General features: G+C 62.6%; 22 protein-coding genes. 16 read left to right on the top strand and 6 right to left on the bottom strand.

Translation table 11 applies throughout. The annotated features are described in order from the left end of the window. Window positions 1-9: 9 nt before the first annotated feature. Window positions 10-1,557, bottom strand: coding sequence for a CoA-acylating methylmalonate-semialdehyde dehydrogenase (locus ACYQ47_RS02365; RefSeq protein ID WP_459904347.1), 1,548 nt, complete (start codon window positions 1,555-1,557; stop codon window positions 10-12). A gap of 192 nt (window positions 1,558-1,749) precedes the next feature. On the opposite strand from ACYQ47_RS02365, the gene ACYQ47_RS02360 reads away from it, so the two are divergent. From ACYQ47_RS02360 to infA, 6 genes are all read left to right on the top strand, one after another. Beyond that, complete coding sequence (locus ACYQ47_RS02360; protein WP_459904346.1) at window positions 1,750-2,712, top strand: LysR family transcriptional regulator; 963 nt, start codon at window positions 1,750-1,752, stop codon at window positions 2,710-2,712. A gap of 207 nt (window positions 2,713-2,919) precedes the next feature. Further along, window positions 2,920-3,903, top strand: a complete 984-nt coding sequence (locus tag ACYQ47_RS02355) for a M23 family metallopeptidase (protein ID WP_250493272.1) — start codon at window positions 2,920-2,922, stop codon at window positions 3,901-3,903. After that, a complete protein-coding gene (locus tag ACYQ47_RS02350) occupies window positions 3,890-4,246 on the top strand; it encodes a hypothetical protein (RefSeq protein WP_244828388.1) in 357 nt (118 codons plus the stop codon). Before ACYQ47_RS02355 ends, ACYQ47_RS02350 begins: the two co-directional genes overlap by 14 nt. Window positions 4,247-4,309: 63 nt before the next feature. Continuing rightward, a complete protein-coding gene (locus ACYQ47_RS02345; RefSeq protein WP_244828389.1) occupies window positions 4,310-4,750 on the top strand; it encodes a bactofilin family protein in 441 nt (146 codons plus the stop codon). A 174-nt stretch (window positions 4,751-4,924) separates the two neighbouring features. Next, a complete protein-coding gene (gene corA / locus ACYQ47_RS02340) occupies window positions 4,925-5,902 on the top strand; it encodes a magnesium/cobalt transporter CorA (protein ID WP_244829707.1) in 978 nt (325 codons plus the stop codon). A 542-nt stretch (window positions 5,903-6,444) separates the two neighbouring features. Beyond that, the gene (gene infA, locus ACYQ47_RS02335; protein ID WP_244828391.1) at window positions 6,445-6,711 is read left to right on the top strand and encodes a translation initiation factor IF-1; all 267 of its coding nucleotides are present in this window, start codon (window positions 6,445-6,447) and stop codon (window positions 6,709-6,711) included. Window positions 6,712-6,891: 180 nt separating this feature from the next. Here the strand turns inward: infA and ACYQ47_RS02330 are convergent, their stop codons facing one another. Genes ACYQ47_RS02330 through zwf form a run of 3 tightly spaced genes read right to left on the bottom strand, consistent with a single transcriptional unit; the run spans window position 6,892 to window position 10,219 of the window. Continuing rightward, complete coding sequence (locus ACYQ47_RS02330; RefSeq protein WP_309849607.1) at window positions 6,892-7,779, bottom strand: HAD family hydrolase; 888 nt, start codon at window positions 7,777-7,779, stop codon at window positions 6,892-6,894. Next, window positions 7,776-8,621 carry an ROK family protein gene (locus tag ACYQ47_RS02325; RefSeq protein WP_459904345.1) on the bottom strand — a complete coding sequence of 282 codons (846 nt, stop codon included), beginning with the start codon at window positions 8,619-8,621 and terminating at the stop codon, window positions 7,776-7,778. The genes ACYQ47_RS02330 and ACYQ47_RS02325 overlap by 4 nt, the downstream gene beginning before the upstream one ends. Window positions 8,622-8,638: 17 nt before the next feature. After that, window positions 8,639-10,219 carry a glucose-6-phosphate dehydrogenase gene (gene zwf, locus ACYQ47_RS02320; protein ID WP_459904344.1) on the bottom strand — a complete coding sequence of 527 codons (1,581 nt, stop codon included), beginning with the start codon at window positions 10,217-10,219 and terminating at the stop codon, window positions 8,639-8,641. Between the two features lie 221 nt (window positions 10,220-10,440). Here zwf and ACYQ47_RS02315 point away from each other — a divergent pair, with 221 nt between their 5' ends. From ACYQ47_RS02315 to ACYQ47_RS02290, 6 genes are all read left to right on the top strand, one after another. Then, window positions 10,441-11,283, top strand: a complete 843-nt coding sequence (locus ACYQ47_RS02315; RefSeq protein WP_250509952.1) for an arylamine N-acetyltransferase family protein — start codon at window positions 10,441-10,443, stop codon at window positions 11,281-11,283. A gap of 50 nt (window positions 11,284-11,333) precedes the next feature. Continuing rightward, a complete protein-coding gene (locus tag ACYQ47_RS02310; protein ID WP_459904343.1) occupies window positions 11,334-13,037 on the top strand; it encodes a peptidoglycan D,D-transpeptidase FtsI family protein in 1,704 nt (567 codons plus the stop codon). 124 nt (window positions 13,038-13,161) lie between these two features. Next, on the top strand, window positions 13,162-13,494 hold the full coding sequence (locus ACYQ47_RS02305; protein WP_250509951.1) for a hypothetical protein: 333 nt from the start codon (window positions 13,162-13,164) through the stop codon (window positions 13,492-13,494). Window positions 13,495-13,500: 6 nt separating this feature from the next. Continuing rightward, on the top strand, window positions 13,501-13,770 hold the full coding sequence (locus tag ACYQ47_RS02300) for a hypothetical protein (RefSeq protein ID WP_309960608.1): 270 nt from the start codon (window positions 13,501-13,503) through the stop codon (window positions 13,768-13,770). A gap of 336 nt (window positions 13,771-14,106) precedes the next feature. Continuing rightward, entirely contained in the window at window positions 14,107-14,415 is a 309-nt protein-coding gene (locus ACYQ47_RS02295) for a hypothetical protein (RefSeq protein ID WP_244828399.1), read from the top strand. A gap of 162 nt (window positions 14,416-14,577) precedes the next feature. Continuing rightward, window positions 14,578-14,889: a beta-xylosidase gene (locus ACYQ47_RS02290; RefSeq protein ID WP_459904342.1), complete on the top strand. Its 312-nt coding sequence runs from the start codon at window positions 14,578-14,580 to the stop codon at window positions 14,887-14,889. Between the two features lie 63 nt (window positions 14,890-14,952). On the opposite strand, the gene ACYQ47_RS02285 is transcribed toward ACYQ47_RS02290, so the two are convergent. Together ACYQ47_RS02285 and ACYQ47_RS02280 are read right to left on the bottom strand one after the other, a co-directional pair. Then, window positions 14,953-15,861, bottom strand: a complete 909-nt coding sequence (locus tag ACYQ47_RS02285) for a formate/nitrite transporter family protein (RefSeq protein ID WP_459904341.1) — start codon at window positions 15,859-15,861, stop codon at window positions 14,953-14,955. Window positions 15,862-15,959: 98 nt separating this feature from the next. Beyond that, window positions 15,960-16,991, bottom strand: coding sequence for a HoxN/HupN/NixA family nickel/cobalt transporter (locus ACYQ47_RS02280; RefSeq protein WP_309964081.1), 1,032 nt, complete (start codon window positions 16,989-16,991; stop codon window positions 15,960-15,962). A gap of 302 nt (window positions 16,992-17,293) precedes the next feature. Between ACYQ47_RS02280 and ACYQ47_RS02275 the strand changes: the two genes are divergently transcribed. The 4 genes from ACYQ47_RS02275 (at window position 17,294) to ACYQ47_RS02260 (ending at window position 20,860) form a co-directional block, all read left to right on the top strand. Beyond that, on the top strand, window positions 17,294-18,388 hold the full coding sequence (locus ACYQ47_RS02275; protein ID WP_459904340.1) for a fatty acid desaturase: 1,095 nt from the start codon (window positions 17,294-17,296) through the stop codon (window positions 18,386-18,388). Between the two features lie 62 nt (window positions 18,389-18,450). Continuing rightward, window positions 18,451-19,266, top strand: a complete 816-nt coding sequence (locus tag ACYQ47_RS02270) for a phosphate/phosphite/phosphonate ABC transporter substrate-binding protein (protein ID WP_459904339.1) — start codon at window positions 18,451-18,453, stop codon at window positions 19,264-19,266. 134 nt (window positions 19,267-19,400) lie between these two features. Further along, complete coding sequence (locus ACYQ47_RS02265) at window positions 19,401-20,396, top strand: luciferase-like monooxygenase (RefSeq protein WP_250493262.1); 996 nt, start codon at window positions 19,401-19,403, stop codon at window positions 20,394-20,396. Between the two features lie 212 nt (window positions 20,397-20,608). Continuing rightward, window positions 20,609-20,860, top strand: a complete 252-nt coding sequence (locus tag ACYQ47_RS02260; RefSeq protein ID WP_370652151.1) for a hypothetical protein — start codon at window positions 20,609-20,611, stop codon at window positions 20,858-20,860. Window positions 20,861-21,167 lie beyond the last annotated feature (307 nt).

Raw genomic sequence — 21,167 nt, 5'->3', positions numbered from 1 at the left:
GTCTCCTGTTTAACGCAACGCGATGGTCGTGTTGACGCCGTCGTTGACGGTGGCGTCGTCGAACCAGCGCGCGGTCACGGTTTTAGTCTGCGTATAGAACTGCACGACCTGCTTGCCGTACGGACCGAGATCGCCGAGCTTCGAGCCGCGCGATCCCGTGAAGCTGAACGCGGGCACCGGCACCGGAATCGGAATGTTGATGCCGACTTGACCGATATCGATCTCGCTCTGGAACTTGCGCGCCGCCGCGCCGCTTTGCGTGAAGAGGCCGACGCCGTTGCCCATCGGATTGCGGTTCACGAGTTCGATCGCGTCTTCGAGCGTCGCCGCTTCCAGCACGCATAGCACCGGCCCGAATATCTCCTGCTTATAGATGGTCATCTCGGTGGTGACGCCCGTGAAAATGGTCGGCGCGATGAAGTTACCGCTCTCGTAGCCTTCGATCGACACGTCGCGTCCGTCGAGCGCGAGCGTCGCGCCCTCTTCCACGCCTTGGCCGATCAGCCCGAGGATGCGTTCCTTCGCTGCCTTCGATACAACCGGCCCGACATCCGTATTCGGCTCCGTCCCGCCGTTGACTTTGAGCGAGCGCGCGCGTTCGACGAGTTCCGGCACCCAGTCCTTGGCCGCGCCCACGAACACCGCGACCGAGGTCGCCATGCAGCGTTGTCCCGCCGCGCCGAAGCCCGCGCCCGCGAGCGCGTTGAGCGTCTGCTCCTTGTTGGCGTCGGGCAGGACGACGGCGTGATTCTTGGCGCCCATCATCGACTGGACGCGCTTGCCGTGCTGGCTTGCGAGGTTGTACACGTGCGTGCCGACCGCCGTCGAGCCGACGAAGGAAATCGCGCGGATCAGCGGATGCGTGCAGATGGCATCCACCACTTCCTTGCCGCCGTGCACAACGTTGAGCACGCCCGGCGGAATGCCCGCTTCGACCGCGAGTTCGACCAGTTCCATGGTCGAAAGCGGATCTTGTTCCGATGGCTTCAGCACGAAAGTGTTGCCGCAGACGATCGCCATCGGGAACATCCAGAGCGGGATCATGGCCGGAAAGTTGAAAGGCGTGATGCCCGCGCAGACGCCAATCGGCTGGCGCAGCGTGTAGGTATCCACGCCGCCCGCGACGTTCTCCGAAAACTCGCCCTGTTGCAGCGTGCTGATGGAACACGCATGTTCGACGACTTCGAGGCCGCGGAAGATATCGCCTTCGGCATCGGCCAGCGTCTTGCCTTGCTCGGCGGTCAGCGTCTGCGCCACGCGTTTTAGGTTCTGCCGCACCAAATCCTGAAAGCGCAGCATGAGGCGCATGCGCACGCCGAGCGGTGTGGTGCGCCAGGTTTGAAACGCCTTGTGCGCGGCAGTGACGGCGGCATCGACTTCTTCCTTGGTCGCGAACGGCACGCGGCCGACGACTTCCTGCGTCGCCGGATTGACGATATCGCGCCAATCCGCAGTCTTCGAGTCGATGAATTTGCCGTCGATCAGCAATTTGGCCGTGCGAGTCGACGTGTCTGCGCGAGCCGCGCCTTGAGCCGGATGTTCAGCAGCAATATTCACGAATGTCTCCTTGTTGGAATGTCATGCAGAAAGGACGAACGGAAGCGACGGGACGCGCCAGAAGGCCAGCGGCAAGGGAATCAGCATGTCGTCTCCGAAATCGTTATCGGCGCGCCGTCATGCAGCGCACTCGTACCCTTGAGTATAGTTATGCAAAAGTCCATCGACGCGCCATAAAAACACCCGATCGATATGCAAAAACACACGAACTTCGATCTAAGCAAACTCAACTGGGACGACCTGCGCTATTTCCTCGAAGTTGCCCGCACGCAGCGCGCGAGCCACGCCGCCAAGCGGCTGGGCGTGGATTACACGACGGTCGCGCGGCGTATTCGCGTGCTGGAAGACGCACTCGGCGCGCTGCTCTTCGATAAATCGCGCAGTGGCGGCTTCGTCCTCACGGCGGAAGGACAACATCTGCTCGGTTTCGTCGATTCGATCGAGACCACGGTACAGTCCGCCACCGAGCAAATTGCCAACACGGGCCACGCGCTGTCCGGCCACGTGCGTGTCGGCTCGACGGAAGGTTTCGGCTGCTTCTTTCTCGCGCCGCAACTCGCGCGCTTTCAAGATGCGCATCCGAACATCTCCATCGATCTGCTGCCCGTGCCGCATTTCGTGAGTCTCTCGAAACGCGAAGCGGATATCGCCGTCACGCTCGAACGCCCGGAGCAAGGCCAGTACGTCTACACGAAGCTCTGCGACTACCGGCTCAAGCTCTACGCCACCGCCGAATATCTCGACGCGCATCCGCGCATCCAGACGAAGGACGATCTGCCGCGTCATCGCTTCGCGAGTTATATCGACGATCTCGCCTTCAGCTACGAGCTGCTCTATCTGGAGCGCGCGGTGCCGGGCGCGGTTTCGCGCTTTCGCAGCACGAGCGTGATCGGGCAGTACTTCGCCGCGTTGCAGGGCCGCGCGCTCGCCATCCTGCCGTGCTTCATGGCCGCGCCGGATGCGCGACTCGAGGCGGTGTTGCCGGAGCAAGTCGAAGTGACGCGGGCGTTCTATCTTTCTTGCCGCGAGGACTTGCGCAAGCTCAGACGCATCACGACAGTGTGGGATTACTTGCGCGAAGCAGCGGACGCCAACCGCGCGTTTCTCATGGGCAGCGACTCGAACATGACGTGGGTCGACGTCAAGGCATCCTGATTAATTCCGAGAGAAATAAGGCAAAAAACGGAATTCGTAGCATTTTGATTCGAGACCTCAAATACGCGCATTCGTGCGGCATAATCGCCGGCCGGTTTCCATGTTCGATCCGCGCCGCGATCCTCCTATCCTCATGCTTTCGCCTAGTTCCATCCTGCTTCCATCCGCACGGGCTCACGACGCCCGTTCTGCTCGCGCGTCTCGCTAATGGCTTTCGTCATCTGGTCACGGCGATCGGTATCGAGCAAGCGCATTCGCTTCGTCGAAGCGCGTACCGCGCGTGCAATCGCCGTCGTCGCGCTGATCGCGCTGCTCATCGCGGCGCTCGCGCTCGGCATTGCCATCGGCACGATCTTCGGGCGTAGTCATCTCGGCGAGGAACACGCGCTCGTCTCGCGCAATTCCTACGAGATCGAACAACTCGGCCGTCTCAATGCCTCGCTGATCGAACTCGCGCCGCGCGTGGAAAGTCTTGCCGCGCAAGTCGGCGAACTGCACGATTTCGACGCTCACCTCAAGGCCGCGAACGGCGGCAAGGGCGGAGCACCCGGTGTCCACGACGTCCCGCCGCTGCCCGATAGCGACGAAGGCGGCCCCGCACTCGATGGCGCGGGCGGCCCTGAATTGCCGCCGCATCTTTGCGATACGAACAGCAGCGCGACCGGCTCGCCCCGGCAGCGCATGAAGCGCGCCGAGCAGATCATCGACTGTATCGGCGACAAACTCTCGCTGCTCCAGGACAAGACCTTTGCACACTACGCCGCCTACATGGCCTACCCCGGCCGCGATCCCGCGCCGGGCTCGCACTTCGGCTCGCCTTACGGCAATCGCTTCGACCCGTTCACCGGCAGGCTCAGTTTCCATCCCGGCATGGATCTGGTCGCGCCCACGGGCACACCCATTCTCGCGAGTGCGGGCGGTCGCGTGGTCCAGGCCGGCGAGCATTCCGGCTATGGCAATGCGGTGGATATCCGTCACAGCAACGGCGTCGTCACGCGTTACGGCCATGCATCGAAACTGCTCGTGCATCAGGGCGAGTACGTGATGCCGGGACAAGAGATCGCCGAAGTCGGTTCCACGGGGCGTTCGACCGGACCGCATCTGCACTTCGAGGTGATCCTCGATGGCGCGCAGATCAATCCGAAGCCCTATCTCATGCTTTTCAGGGGCATCGCTCATGCGCAAGGCTGATTCCAAACGGGCGTCGATGCAACTCGCGCGCCACACCTACTCGCTCACGCCCAAGCGCAGTCTCGCGTTCGTACCGGGCGTCATCGCCGCGGTCTGCGCCATCGCCGCGCTCGGCGCTGCCGGCTATTCGCTCAAGACTTCGCACGAACAGGCGCGCAAGCTCGACGTGCTGTGCGCGCCGCCCGCCCCCGAACAGACGTTGCGCGATCAACTTCAGCATGCGCAATTCGCGCTCGAACAGGAAGCCGCAACGCGCACGGCGCTCGAACAACGCGCGGCGCAGGCCACCGCGCAGATCGAGAAATTACAGACCGATCTCGCCTTCCTCAAGAAACAGCGTTGATGCGCTTCTCGCCGCGCCGCCGGCGTCGCTCGTCACATCCAAACAGCATTGCAAGGACTCGATATGTTTTCATCGAAGAAAGACACTCAAGGCGTGAAGCAAGCCAAGCTTGCCACGCTCATCGCGCATAACGTTCATATCTCGGGCGACCTCGAATTCAGCGAGGGCCTGCGCATGGACGGTCAGGTCACTGGCAACGTGACGGGCCGCATGGGCGACGAGTCGCTGCTCGTCGTGAGCGATCAGGGCGCGATTCACGGCAACGTCGTCGCGCACGATGTGATCATCAACGGACGCGTGGTCGGCGACGTCACCGTCGCGAATTTCGTCGAGCTTCAGTCCAACGCTCACGTGCACGGCAACATCTACTATCAAAAGTTGCGCATGGATGTCGGCGCGACCGTAGAAGGCAAGCTGACTCGGCTCGATTCGATGCAAGGCGGCCTCGTCGCCACGCTGCCCGCGCCCGAACCCATTCCCGTACTCGATTACTCGGCGAAATAAGGCGTCGCGTTCTTGCAGCAAGGGAAACAGCGAGCATGCAAGGCGAGGCATTTCCGCTAAGATTCGGGAGATGAAGAGGCCACGCGCTCGCGCCCTCGCATGTCGCTCGTACATGACGCGGCCCGAGCGCCCATCGACGCGTGGCCCGTGACATCGACACAACAAGGGCGCCCCATGCTGGTCAATTGCGCGGCTTATCAAAACGGCCGGAAGCTCGCGGACGTGCATATCGACGATATCAACGCTTATCGCGATCTGCCCGATTCTTTCATCTGGGTTGCATTGAAGGAACCTGGTCCCGGCGAACTCGCCCACATGACGCATCAGTTCGGCTTGCACGAACTCGCGGTTGAAGACGCGCAAAACGGCCATCAACGTCCGAAGATCGAGGAATACGGCGATTCGCTATTCGCCGTGTTCCACACTGTCGAGTTCGATGAAGAAGGCGAAGTGCTCGTTGGCGAGATGAACGTATTCGTCGGCAAGAACTATGTGCTCTCGGTGCGTAACCGGACAACGCAAGGCTTTCAGGAAGTCAGAAAGCGCTGCGAGCGCGAGCCGCATTTGCTCAAGCACGGTCCGGCGTTCGTGATGTACGCGCTGCTCGACGCGGTGGTCGATCGTTACTTTCCCGTGCTGGAATCGCTCGGCTCGGAACTCGATGAAGTCGAGGAGCGCATCTTCGAACAGAACGGCTCGACGGCTTCGCGCGAGATCATCGAAGATCTCTATTCGCTCAAGCGCCGCATGACGATCCTGCAACATCACACGGCACCGTTGCTCGAAGCAGTCAGCAAACTGTATGGCGGACGCTCGCCGGGGGTGTGCGCGGGCATGCAGGAATATTTCCGCGATGTGTACGATCACTTGCTGCGAATCGTGAAGACCATCGAAGGACGTCGCGAAATGATCGTCACCGCGATACAGGTGAATCTCGGCCTGATCGCGCTCTCGGAAAGCGAAGTAACCAAGCGTCTCGGTTCGTTCGCCGCGCTCTTTGCCGTACCGACCATGATCGCCGGCATCTACGGGATGAACTTCCATCGCATACCCGAGCTGGACTGGGCTTACGGCTATCCTGCATGTCTTGCTGTCATGCTAGCGGTGGATTTAGTACTATATTGGCGCTTCAAGAAGGCAGGTTGGCTATAATGCTGTCTTGCGGAGCTCGCGCCTGGCGCCAAAACGGAACCAAAACGCGATTTCATTTGTCTAACAGAACATGTCGGCGCGAGGGGCTTCAGGGTCTGTCGGCAGGCTCACCGGTTCAGAGCTGGTAGCTTGAATTGACGCGAAACGGCCTCATATCTCCTCCAGACTGTTGCCAGCGCGCATTCGACACGTTCACTCTAAGCTTCACCTGTACCGCACCAACCGCACGTCGGCAAAATTCAAGGTCCTGCACGGCCTTGGCCACGCCGATGTCGCCGTCCCGGTCATGCCGGCCAGGCGCTCACTTCCGAGCCGCCATGTCGTTCCGGCCTCTGTCCGTCAAGCTCTCGGGCCTGAATTGAGACGCGGCGCGCTCATCGTCAGGGGCGCGTCGGGCACCGCTTTCGCGCTTTGTTTGCGATGCACGCCGCCCTGCAGCGACCACGCCCGTGCAGCGCCGCCCGCCTTTTTGGCGACTTCCGCGGCGAGGCACTGTGGCAACGGCGCGGCACCCATGATTACTACTTCAACAGGAGCTCCATATGGCGAAAGAAGAACTACTCGAACTCGACGGTATCGTTGATGAAGTGCTTCCCGACAGTCGCTACCGCGTGACGCTGGACAATGGCGTCGTCGTGGGCGCATACGCCTCGGGCCGCATGCGCAAGAACCACATTCGTATTCTCGCGGGCGACCGCGTGACGCTGGAATTGTCGGTGTACGACCTGACCAAGGGCCGCATTAACTTCCGGCACAAGGACGAACGCGCAGGCAGCGGCGGCCCGCGTGCGCCGATGCGCCGTCGTTAAGCAGCAACGTCGTACATGCGGTAACGGTTTGATCAGGAACGCGCCCGCCCGATCCGCGGCAAACGCGTGCATTACCTTGAGCGGATCTTCACAACTTCGACGCGGCCGCTAGCCAGCCCGGTCGGGCAAACCGCCAAGGCTGCGCCACGCGTCGATGTCTGTACGTTTCGCTTAATCGAGCTATCGAGCGGCCCGCATCGCCAATATGGCGTCGAGGCCGATAGCGAAACCGTCTTCGTCATTGCTCGCCGAAACCAGGCTCGCGCGTCGTTGCACGGCCTCCGACGCTTGTCCCATGGCAATCGACACACCTGCAATTTCGAACATGGCGACATCGTTGCCCATGTCGCCGAGCACGGCCACACGATCCAGCGGCACATTCGCGCGCTTCGCCAGCTCGCGCACGGCGTCGCCCTTATTAGCTTCGAGGCTCGTGACATCGAGGTAATAGGTTTGCGAACGCGCCGCGTGTGCGCGATCCTTCAGCCGCTCCTCCAACCGTTTCTCGACCTGTTCGATCAGCGTCGCATTCGAAGTCGAACCGACGATCTTGTCCACCGCCGACAGATCGAGTTCGTCGAAGCGCTGTACGCGCACGCCTTCGTAGCCCACGGTGCGCGTTTCGAGCGGCACGTATTCGCCATCGGGATTGGTCAAGTACCAGTTATCGTCGATGAACACCCAGGCATCCACGCCCGTTTCGGCAAGCGTGTCCAGCGCGGTCTGCACGGCATCGCGCGGCAGTTTGTGCGCGGCGAACGTTTCCCACGTTCCCGGCTGAACCAGACTGCCGCCATTGTAGGACCCAAACGGCAAATCCACGCCGAGCGTCTTCACGATATGACGCATGCCCTTGCCCGGCCGGCTGCTCGCCACCGTGAACTGCACGCCCGCTTCGCGCAGGCGCCGCACGGCGTCGACGGCTTTGTCGCCGAGCGTCTTGTCGGTGTAGAGCAGCGTGCCGTCGCAATCGGTGACGACGAGTTCGACCTTCGCGAGCGCCTCGAACGCGGCGGCGCCGTCGCCGGTTGCGCTATGGAGGCCGTAGCGGATATCGGCGGCGCTCATGCTTGCGCTCCCTTTTCCTTGTCCGCGTGCTGCGTATTGAAATGCGGCAACTGACGCGTTTCCCGCACGGAACGCGGATGCCAGAGCTTCGCACCGCCTTCGATGCCCGCCGCGTTCGACACCACCGCCACGTTCGGCGGTAACTCGAACTTCAGATTCGCGGCATTGCCGCCGCCGATCCACAGCTTGTCGTAATTCACGAGCGACGACAGAATGCCGATGACCTTCTGAACGCGCTTGTTCCAGCGTTTATTGCCCGCCTTCTCGCGCGCCGCCGCGCCGATGTATTGGTCATACGCGTCGCCCTTCTTCGACACTGGATGATGCGCGAGTTCCAGATGCGGCATGAGTTCGCCGTCGCGAAAGAGCGCGGTGCCGGCGCCGGTGCCAAGCGTCAGCACGAACTCCAGGCCGCGCCCTTCGATAGCCGCGAGCCCCTGCATTTCGGCATCGTTGATCATGCGCACGGGCACGCCGCCGACGCGCTGCGAGATCAAATCCGCGAGCGGGATGCCGTTCCAGTATTCGTTGCCGAGATTGGGCGCGGTCAGGACGACGTTGTTGCGCACCACGCCCGGAAAGCCGATGGAAATATGCGTCGGCGGTTCGGCAACGAGCGGCTCGACCAGCTTGATGAGCGTATCGACGAGCACTTCGGGCGTCGCCGGATGCGGCGTTGCCACGCGCAGGCGATCGCTCTTCATCTCGCCTTCTTCCGAGATGATTGCGGCTTTCAAGCCCGTGCCGCCCACGTCGATGGCGAGAATGCGCTCGGCGCGCGCGGCGCCTTTGTCGATGGTCGTGCGGCTCTTGGTTTTTTTCGCTACGGATGTCGTGCTCACGCTTTTCGTCCCCTTGATCAGTCGGTTTTCTTGATGGTGTCGGTAAGCGAGCGCCACGCGCGGCCATCGGCTGCGAGCAGCTTGTCGGATTCCTCGGGCCCCGCGCTACCGGCCGGATAGCCGTGCACCTCGACCTCGCCGTCATGCGGATGCAGTACGTCGTCCACCGCGGCCCATGCCGTCTCGATGCTGTCCGCGCGCTGAAACAGCGTCTCGTCGCCGAGCATGCAGTCGTAGAGCAGCGTCTCGTAACCGACGTTGGCGCGCTCCGCGAAGAAATCGCCGTAATTGAACGCCGAGCGCACCGCGCCGATCTGCATGATCGGTCCCGGCACCTTCACGTTGAAGTCGAAACTCGTGCCGTGCGCCGGATCGATACGCAGCGTGAAGACGTTGGGCGTGAGTTCATCGACGGGCGTGTCGCGGAACAGGCGAAACGGCACGGCCTTGAGATAGATCGAAATCTCCGTGCGGCGCTCGGTCAAGCGCTTGCCGGTGCGCAAGTAAAACGGCACGCCCGCCCAGCGCCAGTTGTCCACATAGACGCGCGCCGCGGCATAAGTTTCGGTGCGGCTGTCTTTCGCGACGCCGTCTTCTTCCTTGTAACCCTTGCCCGCTGGACCGGCCTCGTACTGGCCGAATACGACGTCTTTAGGATGCAGCGGCACGATTGCATCGAACACCTCGGCTTTCTTGTCGCGCACGGTTTCGGCGTCGAAGGAATTGGGCGGCTCCATCGCCACCATGCCGAGCAACTGGAACAGATGGTTCGGCAGCATGTCGCGAAATGCGCCGGTCTGTTCGTAGAAGCTGCCGCGCCCTTCCACGCCGATGGTTTCCGCCGCCGTGATCTGCACGTGATCGATGTACTCGCGCCGCCACATCGGCTCGAACATGGCGTTGGCAAAGCGCACGGCGAGAATGCTCTGCACCGTGTCCTTGCCGAGAAAATGGTCGATGCGATAAACCTGCGACTCCGACGCATACGAAAGAATGCAGCGATTGAGCTCCTGCGCCGTGGCCAGGTCGGTACCGAACGGCTTCTCGATGACGAGGCGGCGGAAGCTGCCGTCCTTCTCTTCCAGCAGGCCCGCGCTGCCGAGATGCTCGACGATAGGCCCGAAGAACCGCGAGCTCACCGCCAGATAGAACACGACGTTGCCGCCCTTGGCTTTTGCGAGCCGGCTTTTGAGGCGCTCGAAGGTTTCGTCTTCGGTGAATTCGCCCGCGAAGTATTCGAGCCGCTCGGTGACCCAGCTCCACGCTTTTTCGTTGAGTTGCGACGTGTGGAACGTGCTCGCTTTGTCGGCGGCGAACTTGCGTAGCGACTGCGTCAGCTCATCGCGCCAGTCGGCGGTTTCGCGCTCGCCATGATTGACGCCGATGATCTGCATGCCGTCGTCGAGCAGGCCATCCGATGCGAGGTTGTAGAGCGCGGGCATCAGGAGCCGCTTGGTGAGATCGCCGCCCGCGCCGAAGATGACCAGCGTGCAAGGCGGCGCGGGATGCTTGCCGGCAAGCGGCGTGGCCTGTTCCGGCTTTTGCCCGCTCAATTGCGTTGGATTCGATTGCTGTGCTTCGTTGTTCTCGTTCGGCATGACTCGTTCGCCCCTTGATCGTTTTGTGCAGTGCTCAGGACAGACCCCGAGCGACGCGGCACAGTTCAAAAGCTTGCAGTGCTTTGCGGTAGAAGCAATAAAGACGTATGGTTTTTGTAATTAGCAACCTTACGTGTCGTAAAATATGCGCGCCAGCGGCGTGGGTACGGGCGGTGCGGGGCATGCGTCATCATCAACCATCAACGCGACACGGACCTCACATGAATGCCGACGATACCAAGATCGACCTGCCCGCCTATTACAAACGCATCGGCTACGAACAAACGCAGCATACGGCGGCCACGCTCGAAACACTGCGCGCCTTGCATGCGCTGCACCCGCAAGCCATCCCGTTCGAAAATCTCGATGTCCTGCTCGGCCGTCCCGTTCGCCTAGATCTTGCCTCGGTTCAGCGCAAGCTCGTGACCAATGCGCGCGGCGGCTATTGCTACGAACACAATCTGCTGTTCCGCAGGGTACTAGAAGCGCTCGGTTTTCGCGCGCGAGGTTACGCGGGACGTGTACTGTGGGGCCGCGACGATCCCGCCATGCCGCCGCGTGCCCACATGCTGCTGATCGTCGATCTCGACGAAGGTCCCTTCCTCACGGATGTCGGTTTTGGCGGCATGACGCTCTCCGCGCCGCTCGCGCTCAAGTCCGGGCTAGAACAGATCACGCCGCATGGCGCGTTCCGGCTCGACGGCATCGAAACCGGAACCATGCTGCCGGGCTACATCCTGAACGCCTATATCGACGGCGACTGGAAGCCGGTCTATCGCTTCGACCTCGATCCGCAATACGACGTCGACTACGAGATGTCGAACCATTTCGTGTCGACTTACCCGAGTTCCGTCTTCGTGAACAACCTGCTCGCGGCACGTCTTGCGCCCGGCAAGCGTTACGGGCTTTTCAACCGGCGCCTGAGCGTGCACGACGACCGCGAAGGCACGAGTCATCGCGAACTGAAGACGATAGAAGAACTAAGGCGTGTGCTGTCGGAAGAGTTCGCCATTCGTCTGCCGGATGCCGCCGATCTCGATGGCGCGCTCGCGCGGCTCCCGTAACGTATCGAGCGCAACGCCGATCCCACTCCCAGCACACGCACGAGACCACGATGCTCAAGAAAAAGACGCGCGGCGGCAGCGATTTTCAGACTCATCATCGCAGTACGATGCTCGCGCGGCAGTTGCCCGCGTGGCGTTCGCAACTCGTGGTGATCGGCCTTGCCGCGGCTTTTTTCGCGCTCGCCGGACGAGCGGCGTGGGTGCAGGTGGTCGACCGCGAGTTCTATATCGGCGAAGGTCAGAAGCGCTATCAGCGCACGCTCACCTTGCAGGCGACGCGCGGCAAGATAGTGGACCGTCACGGCGCCATGCTCGCCGTCAGCCTGTCGACGTATGAAGTCTGGGCAAGCCCGAAACTCTTCGACGGCACGCGCGGCGACGACATCGCCCAACTGCTCGGCATGCCCGCGCGCGATTTGCAAAGACGCGTCGAAACCGGCCGCAGCTTCGTGTTGCTCCGGCGGCAAGTGGAGGCCGAGACAGCGGAGAAGATCGCGCAGATTGGGCGCGCGGGCATCACGCTTGTGCCGGACACCAAGCGCTTTTATCCGGAAGGCGAATCGGCGGCGCATATCGTCGGCTTCACCGACAACGAGGACAACGGTCAGGAAGGCGTCGAACTCGCGGCGAACGCGCGTCTGACAGGCGAAGCGGGTCAGCGCGAAGTAATTCGCGACCGGCTCGGGCGCGTGATCTCGCAGATCGGCGAGCCCGACTTGCCGCAAAACGGCGAGACCATTGCGCTCACCATCGACCGGCGCATTCAGCAGCTCGCGCATACGCATCTGAAGGCGGCAATTGCGAAGCATCGGGCGCGCGCGGGCAGTGTCGTCGTGCTCGATGCCAAGACCGGCGAAGTGCTCGCGCTCGCCAACTATCCGACCTTCGATCCGAACGACCGCAGCCATTTGACCGGAGAGCAACTGCGCAATCGCGCGCTCACCGATACCTTCGAGCCCGGCTCCACCATCAAGCCGCTGGTCGCCGCGTTGTCCATCGACCTCGGCAAGACGCGGCCGGAGACGCGCATCGATACGTCGCCCGGCACGCTCAAGATCGGCCCGAACGTGATCCACGATACGTCGAATCACGGCGTCATCACCGTGTCGGAGGCGGTGCAGATGTCGAGCAACGTCGCGCTCACGAAGCTCGCGCTGCAGATTCCCGCGCAGACCATCTGGGACAAGTACCGCGATTACGGCATCGGCCGCGCGCCGGAGCTGACTTTTCCGGGTGCGGCGGTCGGCAGGTTGCGCGCGCCCGAGCGCTGGAAGCCGATCGAGCAGGCGACCATGGCTTATGGCTACGGCATGTCGCTATCGCTCGTGCAGATTGCGCAAATCTATACGGCCTATGCCGGCGACGGGCGCTTTCACGCGGCCACGCTGATTCAGGGCGAAACGCGCCGCGACCCGTTGCAGGTCACGAAGCCCGCCACCGCGAAGGCCGTGCGCAACATGCTGGAAATGGCGATGGGCCCGAACGGCACCGGCCGCGCCGCCGCGGTCGAAGGCTATCGCGTGGGCGGCAAGACCGGCACGGCGAGGAAGCAGATCGGGCGGTCGTATGCGGCGAACAAGTATCGCGCGTCGTTCGTTGGCATCGCGCCGATGAGCGATCCACGCGTGATCGTCGCGGTAATGATCGATGAGCCGTCGGGCACGACGTATTACGGCGGGACAGTGGCGGGGCCGGTGTTCTCTGGCATCGTCGGCGCGACGTTGCCATTGCTGGGCGTGCCGCCGGATGCTTGAGCGGGCGCGCACTTTGCTGCCCAATCATCGAGCGCGAACCTTGCCGCATGGCCGCCTTATCGAACTGTAAAGGCCCTGTGCTCTAATGCGGGTTTGCAGAGAACAACGGTCATTCGGGAGACTCATGAAGAAATTTGTCGCGGCGCTAGCGCTGCCTTTGCTCATTACCGCGTGCGGCCGTTTTCATAACGCCGATGCCGGGCAACCCGAAGTCGAAGCCGCATCCACGGATAACCGGGTCGGCGAAATCGTCCAGTGCATCACCGACGAAGCAAAGAAGCACGACACCAAATACAAGTCGACGCCAATCCCGCAAGGCACCATGCTCGAATTCGGCGATTCGAACGTCGTCAAGGTCCGCTACGACAACGGCGAAACCACGTACCGCTTTTATCCCGGCGAGCGCCACGCATCGAATCTTTGGATCGAAGGCGCTGGCAAGAAGTGCGCGCCCTGAATTCAAATGCGCTCGACCAAAGCCATCAACGCCGTCGAACGGCTTAAAACGCGTAGCGGCAACGCGCACTATGCGGCCGTCTCCATGCCCGGCGGCTACTTCTATCTAATCGAACGATCGGCGGAAGGCTCGCGCAAGATCTCCGAGCCAATGCCAATGGACGATTTCGTCACCTTCGTCAACGCGCGCGAGCCCGGCAAGCCGCGCAAGGTCAGCAAGCTCGACGAGGCGCTCGAAGCGCAGATCAGCCGCAGCGGCAAGCGCGCGTCCGAGTAGCAGTTTCGTCTTCGCGGGTAGTCCCGCATCCTTCCGAATCTCATCAGCCCTTTGCGGGGCGCAGCGCACATAGCGCCGCACCGCGCCTGCTTGAATGTGCGATGCCAGACGGAGCGCCGCCTCGCCGTTTGCGACTATTTTTTCAACGATTCGCAAGGCGTTGACATGGGGATGTCGTCGCCGCACGAGTCGTGAAAACAAAGACGAGTAAGGGGCGCTCACGCCGGTTCGACCAGAACCGGCGTGGGTGATCGGGGTACGGGGTGAAGCGGCTACGGCGTAGCGCAACGATGAGCGATTTCATCGGGCGCTTGCCTGCCGAGAGGAAGACCACAAATGAAAAAAAAGAAAAGTGAGACCAAGGGCAGTCTCTTGCCCTCGGCCATGGCGGATCTCGAACTTCAGCATATCGAGCGCGCAGTCGCGCAGCTTCGCACGATGAACAACCAGTCTTCCGGCACGCTCAACGTCGACTATTGGCGCGAGCGGCTTGCGGCGGTATCGGCGGGATTCGCGCTCGTGCCGGCGCAGAAGCAGCGCATCGAAGCGCTTTCGACGGCGCTCGATTCCGTGAGCAGCAAAGGGCCGAGCGGCCCGGGAAGCCGCAAGAAATCCACGAACAGGCTGTGGGCGAAAGCGGCCTAAAAACCGCTTTCGCCACTCGCGCCGGGCGGCGCGAAATTCCGCGCTTCGGCGCGCGCTATTGTCATATCCGTTCGCGCGAAAGCTGCGCGAGGGGTTGCCGGTGCTCACTGCCGGGCATCGTTCCTGCTCGATGAAAGGTCATCGATTCATACAGGGAACGCCATGTCCAACACATCACACCGCACCTCGAAGATGGTCGCTGCTATCGTTGCCATCGGCACGACGGTGTTCAGCACTTACGGCTTTGCGCAGATCGTCCAGGGCTCCGGCTCCGACTCGCAAGACAGTCGCGCCTCTGATTCGACTTCGCGTGCGAATCCGGCGGGCGTGACGGTGCATGAGTCGCAAAAGCCGCAATCGAAGGATGCGGCGGGCGCGGAGCGAGGCCCCAGCGCCGGCAAGGATCACAAGACCGATGGCGCGGGCGGGTTCAACAACGGTCTCTACGGCACGGGAGCTGGCAACAATAAATAAGGCGTGTGGTCGGATAGCGATCAGGGCGTTGCCGGTTACTCGACGCCCTGTGCCGCCTATCCGTTACTTCTCGCCTTGCGGCGTTCCCTCGATTTCCGGCGCAATGGCCGCGTGATTCACGATCGCCACGAGCGATATCCCGCCGAGCATATTGCCGATCACGGTCGGAATCATAAAGACCAGAAAGTAATCGCCGATACTCGCCGCACCGATCATCACCGCATAGGCCGCTTCCACCGATCCCGCGATCACGTGCGTCAGCTTGCTCACGGCAACCGTATAAGTCACGATCAGAATAGTCAGCAGCCGCGCCGAGCGCGCGCTCGGCAGCAGCCAGACCATCAACGCGATCAGCCAACCTGAAAACACACCACGCACGAGCGTAACGCCGAAGTCGGCGGAAAACGGCATCTCGGCGACGTGGGCAAGCGCTTCGGTGACTTCCGGCGAGAAGACGCCCTTGATCTGCAGAATGCCCGCGAAAATTGCCGTGCCGACAAGGTTGAAGACGAGCACGATCGCCCAAAGCCGCAGTGTCTTGAACAGCGTCTTCATATCGCGGCGCGTGAGCACCGGCAACACAGCGGTCAGCGTGCTCTCGGTGAACAACTGCTGGCGTCCGAGCACGACGAACACGAAACCGATCGTATAGCCGAAGCTCGATACGAGCGAACGCCAACTCGTCTCCGGTAAAGAGCTTTCGAGAATCGCCTGGACGAGAAACGAGAAACCCATCGAAAGACCGGCGGCAAGCGCCGACCACATCAGCGCGCCGAAGGTCCGCTCCATCGCCGCCTCGCCTTCTTCGCGGACGATTTCATGAACGACGAGCGCATGCGGCGTCGAATGCTCGGCCGCCTGTTCACGCTCGGCGTTATCGAGGTTGGGCGACTGTGCGCCAGCGGAACTTTCCTTGGGAGAAGCTTCGGTGGACGTTTCTTCTTGCTGCGCGCCGGGTTGCGGCTGTGACATGTTTTTCTCCCTGAAAGCCGCTCGATGCAGGGATCGGATGAGCGGCGGCGAAGCTTTCAAGCAGAAAGAATGCCCGACGAGTCAGTTTGAAGACATTTCTAGCGGACGATGCCGCCATCGAGCGAATCGTAGCCGCGCCACTTGTAAATCAGCGCTGAGATAAGCCAGCACGCGGCGAAGAGACCGACGATTGCATAACCGAGCGCGCCGAAGTGCTCGGAGAGCACGGCGACCGCGTCCCACAGTCCGCCCTTCAGTTGCAACCGGTCCGCGATCAACCCGAGCGCTTCGATGCCGCCTATCAGCACCGCGATCAGCACCGACACCAGCGTGACCGTGAGGTTGTAGTAGAGCTTGCGGATCGGCTTCATGAAAGCCCAGCCATAGGCGCCGACCATGAGCATGCTGTCGGCGGTATCGATGAGCGACATGCCCGCGGTGAAAAGCACCGGAAACACGAGGATCGACCACACCGGCATGCCGCGCGCGGCTTCCGCGGCGGCGATACCCATGAGGCCGATCTCGGTCGCCGTGTCGAAACCGAGTCCGAAGAGAAAGCCGAGCGGATACATATGCCAGCTTCGGCTGATGAGGCGGAAAAGCGGCCGGGCGATGCGCGCGATCGGTCCGCCGCCCGCCATCAGCAGATCGGCGTCGTCGTCGCGCCATGCTTCGCCGCGACGCACGCGCCTGAATGCGCGCCAGACGCCGCCCAGCACGAACAGATTCATCGCCGCGATGGCGAAGAGAAAAAGCGCGGAGACGGACGTCCCGATCACCGCGCCGATCTCACGATACTGCGCAAAGCGGCCCTGCAGGGCGAACGCGGTCGCGGCAATGAGCGCGCTCGCCACCACGACGACCGTCGAATGGCCGAGCGAGAAGAAGATGCCGACGCCAAGCGGACGCTTACCCTGCTGCATCATTTTGCGCGTGACGTTATCGATGGCGGCGATGTGATCGGCATCCACGGCATGGCGCAGTCCGAGCGAATACGCCAGCAGCGACGTGCCGAGCAGCACCGGATAGTGCCGGAACGCGACGAGCGCCCAGAGCCACGCGAGCACATTGAAGACGATGAGCCCGGCAAACATGCGCGTCGACTTGCGTCGCAGACTGAAAGCGCCCATTCGCCCGGCAGTCTCGATGCCCGCGCTGTGACTCGGGTTGGCGTCTCTGTCGTGAAATCGGGACATGTCGGTGGATTTGGGGCCACAAAGGGTCAAAGGATACCGCGCTTCGATGGGCGGCCAATAATCGGCGCGGCCACTCCCGCGCGTTCGGCGCTTTCACCGGCAATCACGTGACCTGCCGCATATATGACTTTTTGCCTATTCCTATTCGCTGAGCGGGGAAAACATAGGCGGATTCATTGGTTGGGCGCATCGAAGCGCGCAGCTAGGATGGCACTTCGCTTATCCCGACTTTCGCCATGCCCCGCTATCTCGACGACGCGCAACGCGAGCAACTCCAGGAACAACGCGCGACGTGGCGCTGGCGCAGCGCGTGGCCGACGTGGCTCGTGATCGTCGCGGTGTACAGCGGCTGGTTCGGCGTGGCGCTCCATGCGCGCACGCTCGGCTTGCCGCTCACGCTCACGCTGCTCGCGGTGCTCTCGTGCTGGTACATGTCGCTGCAGCACGAACTGCTGCATGGACATCCCACGCGCTGGCCGCTCGTCAACATGCTTTTCGGCCTGGCGCCGCTCGCCGTGTGGTTTCCGTATGCGGTGTATCGCGACTCGCATCTGCGTCATCACGACGACGCGCATCTGACCGAGCCCGGCCGCGACCCGGAAAGCTATTACGTCACGCCGGAGCAGTGGGCCAATGCGGGCGTCGTATTGCGCGCGGCCCTCGCTGCCCGCAATACGTTCTTGGGCCGCGTGCTGATCGGTCCATGGTTCTCGATCGCCGCCTCGTGGCGCGAAGCCGCGCAGGCGGTCGCGCTAGGTCAATGGCGGATCGTCGCGAGCTGGCTCGTGCACGCAGCGTCGCTTGCCGCGCTTGCATGGTGGCTCGATGCCCGTTGCGGCATTCCGTGGCGCGCGTTTCTGTTCGGCGTCGGCTATGCATCGCTGGCGCTGGCTTCGGTGCGATCGTTTCAGGAGCATCGCGCGGAAGGCGATGCCCGCGAACGCACCGTTCTGAACGAGGCCGCGTGGCCTTGGCGACTGCTGTTTCTGAACAACAATTATCATTCGGTGCATCACGACTTGCCCGGCGTGCCGTGGTTTGCGCTGGGCGCGGTGTATCGGCAGCGGCGCGAAGCGTACGGCGCGAGCAATGGCGGATTTGTCGTGCGCGGGTACGGCGAGTGGATCAAAAAGCATGCGTTCGCGCGCGCGGTTTCACCGGTGCATCCGTTCGCGGGCGGGACGCGCGCGCCGGTGGAATGGATCGCCGATACCTCCGTCACGACGCGCACGAACGCGATGCAACGCGGCGCGGCCAAGCGCTTCGGGCAGCCGGTGCTGGTCAGGGCTGCGGCGTCCACGCGTGATTCGCGCTCGGCGAAGGTTTCGTAGATCGGCCTGCGGTCGAGCCGCCCTGTACGATAGAGCGCTCTCGCTTCTCGCAAAGCTCGCCCATGCAATGGATCACCGCCCTTCCGATGTACAACGTCACGCCCGCGCTGGCTGCCGACTGGCGCGCGCTGCTAACGGACGTGAAAGCGCGGGTGACAGACTGGCTGGACGAACGCGCTGATACGCTCGACATCGTCGATCCGGGCGCGGATCTCACCACTTTCTGGCAACGCGACGATCTGCTCTTGTCGCAAACCTGCGGTTATCCGCTCGTTCACGCGCTCGAAGGCCGCGTGCAACTCGTCGCCACGCCCAATTTCGATGTCCCCGGCTGCGCGAACGGCAGCTATCGCAGCGTGATCGTCGCCGGAAAGCACACGCAAGCGACGACGCTCGCCGACTGTCGCGGCCTCAGAGCCATCTACAACAGCGACGACTCCAACAGCGGCATGAACTTACTGCGTCACGCGGTCGCGCCGCTGGCCCGCGAGGGCCGCTTCTTCGCTTCGGTCGAGCGAAGCGGCGGGCATCTGGCTTCGCTTCAAGCGCTCGCGACGGACCGAAGCGCGGATGTCGCCGCCATCGACTGCGTGACCTTTGCTTACGTGCGCGAACATGTGCCGGAACTAGCCGAAGGCGTCAGGGAAATCGGCGTGACGGCGAGTTCGCCCGCGCTGCCTTTCATCGCCTCGAAGCGGGTTCCGCGAGACGGCATCGAGCGGCTCGCCGCCGCGCTCGCGGATTCCGTACGCGACCATCCCGCGCTTGCGCAACGGCTGCGGCTCGACGGCTTCGTGCGCCCCACGCGCGCCGACTACGCGCCGATTCTCGACCTCGAACGCGATGCCATCGCGCAAGGCTATCCGCGGCTCGCCTGATCGCTTCGGCAAGAATCCCGCACATTCGGCACAATCGACTTTTAAACGCGAGGCATCGGCGCGGCTTGTCCGCCAGCCGGGCCTGAACGCTGACGGCCACGCTTCTCGCCGTCCCACGCATCCGGAACGTCGCAATGATCCCCTTCTCGCTTCTCGACCTCTCACCGATTCCGCTCGGCTCGACCGCCTCCGACGCCTTCGCGCATTCGCTCGACCTCGCCCGTCACGCGGAAAGCTGGGGCTATAACCGCTACTGGCTCGCCGAGCACCACAACATGACGGGCATCGCCAGCGCGGCGACGGCGGTCGTGATCGGCCATATCGCGGCGGGCACCAAGACCATTCGCGTCGGCTCGGGCGGCATCATGCTGCCGAATCACGCGCCGCTCGTCATCGCCGAACAGTTCGGCACGCTCGCGTCGCTGTTTCCGGGACGTATCGACTTGGGCCTCGGACGCGCGCCCGGCACCGACCAGACCACGGCTCGCGCGCTGCGTCGCGACTTGCAAGGCAGCGCCGATTCCTTCCCTGACGACGTCGTCGAACTGCAGCGTTTTTTCGCCGATCCCGTCGAGGGACAACGCGTGCGCGCAGTGCCCGGCGCCGGTCTTCATGTGCCCATCTGGCTGCTCGGCTCGTCGCTCTTCAGCGCGCAACTGGCGGCGGCGCTCGGGCTGCCGTTCGCGTTCGCGTCGCATTTCGCGCCGGATTATCTGCTGACCGCGCTGGAGGTGTATCGCACGCAGTTCCGGCCATCGGCGACGCTCAAGAAGCCTCACGCGATGGTCGGCGTGAACGTCTTCGCCGCTGATACCGTCGATGAAGCCCTCTTTCTATTTACCTCGCTGCAGCAGCAGTTCATCAATTTGCGGCGCGGCACGCCCGGCCAGTTGCCGCCGCCCGTCGACCAGATCGCGTGGAGCGAGGGCGAGCGCGCAGGCGTCGAGCGGTCGCTCGCGTGTTCGGTGGTCGGCGCGCGTGCGGATGTCGAAGCGGGTTTGCGCTCGGTGATCGAGCAGACTCAGGCCGACGAGTTGATCGTCACGGCGCAGATCTTCGATCATCGGGCGCGTCTGCGCTCGTTCGAGATCACGGCGGAAGTACGCGATTCGATTGCCGCCGGCGGTTGAATCGGCGCAACGACGAAGGCCGCACGACATTCGGGAAAGCCCCTACGCTTTACGCGCGCGCTTTTGACAGGCAATAATGAGACAGGCGGGGCGCGTGCGCGCTTCGCATCTGCTTATCCGCCGTGTCTGCCTTCGTCGTGCGCCCGAAATTCGTGCATGAGAGAGGAGGCGCGGCAAGACAACAACAAATACGTCGCAAGACGGGAGGAAGAATGTCGATGCCGAAAAGCGCCGCCACGGGCGCCATGACGCTCCTGACGGAATACGATGAATCGAGCGGCCAGGAAGTGCGTTCGCTTCGGCTCGAACCCGCTTCCGACGGCAAGGCTGTTCTGCTGATCGAGATCGACGAGCGCAAGCCGGGTATTCATCGTGAAGTTCGTTATGAAATTACGCCCGCCGAACTGATTGCGGCAATTCGCGCGCACGGTGCGGAATTGCCGGGTGAACAACATAGTCGTTAAAACAATTTAATAGTTGGCGCAAGCAGCATACAATAGCGTTCAGGCGACGCATCAGCCGTTCGGGAAACCGGGCGGTTCGAGTGTCGCTTTCCCGCAGTTCGTAGCCTCCCGACGTGACCTCCCGCGCGCACTATAGTCGTGCGTCCGTCATGGCGATTCCCGCACGAGCCAATGTCCGAAGCCGGTATTACTGTTATATAGCCGACACAGCGGGGACATTAATCGGTGTGGGCGGCGCGTGTGATGGGATAAGCGCGGTCTGCGGTAAATACACTAATTGACGCACGTTTCACTGTGCGTCACGCTG

This window comes from Caballeronia sp. HLA56 (genome assembly GCF_054655155.1).
This window is presented reverse-complemented; position numbering and strand designations above follow the sequence as displayed.

Excerpts from the sequence above, each read along its gene's own strand:
- ACYQ47_RS02290 (WP_459904342.1), top strand. The coding sequence starts at position 14,578 with ATGTCCAACACATCACACCGCACCTCGAAGATGGTCGCTGCTATCGTT.
- ACYQ47_RS02300 (WP_309960608.1), top strand. The coding sequence starts at position 13,501 with ATGCGCTCGACCAAAGCCATCAACGCCGTCGAACGGCTTAAAACGCGT.
- ACYQ47_RS02345 (WP_244828389.1), top strand. The coding sequence starts at position 4,310 with ATGTTTTCATCGAAGAAAGACACTCAAGGCGTGAAGCAAGCCAAGCTT.
- ACYQ47_RS02305 (WP_250509951.1), top strand. The coding sequence starts at position 13,162 with ATGAAGAAATTTGTCGCGGCGCTAGCGCTGCCTTTGCTCATTACCGCG.
- ACYQ47_RS02360 (WP_459904346.1), top strand. The coding sequence starts at position 1,750 with ATGCAAAAACACACGAACTTCGATCTAAGCAAACTCAACTGGGACGAC.
- ACYQ47_RS02265 (WP_250493262.1), top strand. The coding sequence starts at position 19,401 with ATGATCCCCTTCTCGCTTCTCGACCTCTCACCGATTCCGCTCGGCTCG.
- ACYQ47_RS02355 (WP_250493272.1), top strand. The coding sequence starts at position 2,920 with ATGGCTTTCGTCATCTGGTCACGGCGATCGGTATCGAGCAAGCGCATT.
- ACYQ47_RS02280 (WP_309964081.1), bottom strand. The coding sequence starts at position 16,991 with ATGGGCGCTTTCAGTCTGCGACGCAAGTCGACGCGCATGTTTGCCGGG.
- ACYQ47_RS02310 (WP_459904343.1), top strand. The coding sequence starts at position 11,334 with ATGCTCAAGAAAAAGACGCGCGGCGGCAGCGATTTTCAGACTCATCAT.
- ACYQ47_RS02275 (WP_459904340.1), top strand. The coding sequence starts at position 17,294 with ATGCCCCGCTATCTCGACGACGCGCAACGCGAGCAACTCCAGGAACAA.
- ACYQ47_RS02330 (WP_309849607.1), bottom strand. The coding sequence starts at position 7,779 with ATGAGCGCCGCCGATATCCGCTACGGCCTCCATAGCGCAACCGGCGAC.
- zwf (WP_459904344.1), bottom strand. The coding sequence starts at position 10,219 with ATGCCGAACGAGAACAACGAAGCACAGCAATCGAATCCAACGCAATTG.
- ACYQ47_RS02350 (WP_244828388.1), top strand. The coding sequence starts at position 3,890 with ATGCGCAAGGCTGATTCCAAACGGGCGTCGATGCAACTCGCGCGCCAC.
- ACYQ47_RS02260 (WP_370652151.1), top strand. The coding sequence starts at position 20,609 with ATGTCGATGCCGAAAAGCGCCGCCACGGGCGCCATGACGCTCCTGACG.
- ACYQ47_RS02285 (WP_459904341.1), bottom strand. The coding sequence starts at position 15,861 with ATGTCACAGCCGCAACCCGGCGCGCAGCAAGAAGAAACGTCCACCGAA.
- infA (WP_244828391.1), top strand. The coding sequence starts at position 6,445 with ATGGCGAAAGAAGAACTACTCGAACTCGACGGTATCGTTGATGAAGTG.
- ACYQ47_RS02315 (WP_250509952.1), top strand. The coding sequence starts at position 10,441 with ATGAATGCCGACGATACCAAGATCGACCTGCCCGCCTATTACAAACGC.
- corA (WP_244829707.1), top strand. The coding sequence starts at position 4,925 with ATGCTGGTCAATTGCGCGGCTTATCAAAACGGCCGGAAGCTCGCGGAC.
- ACYQ47_RS02295 (WP_244828399.1), top strand. The coding sequence starts at position 14,107 with ATGAAAAAAAAGAAAAGTGAGACCAAGGGCAGTCTCTTGCCCTCGGCC.
- ACYQ47_RS02270 (WP_459904339.1), top strand. The coding sequence starts at position 18,451 with ATGCAATGGATCACCGCCCTTCCGATGTACAACGTCACGCCCGCGCTG.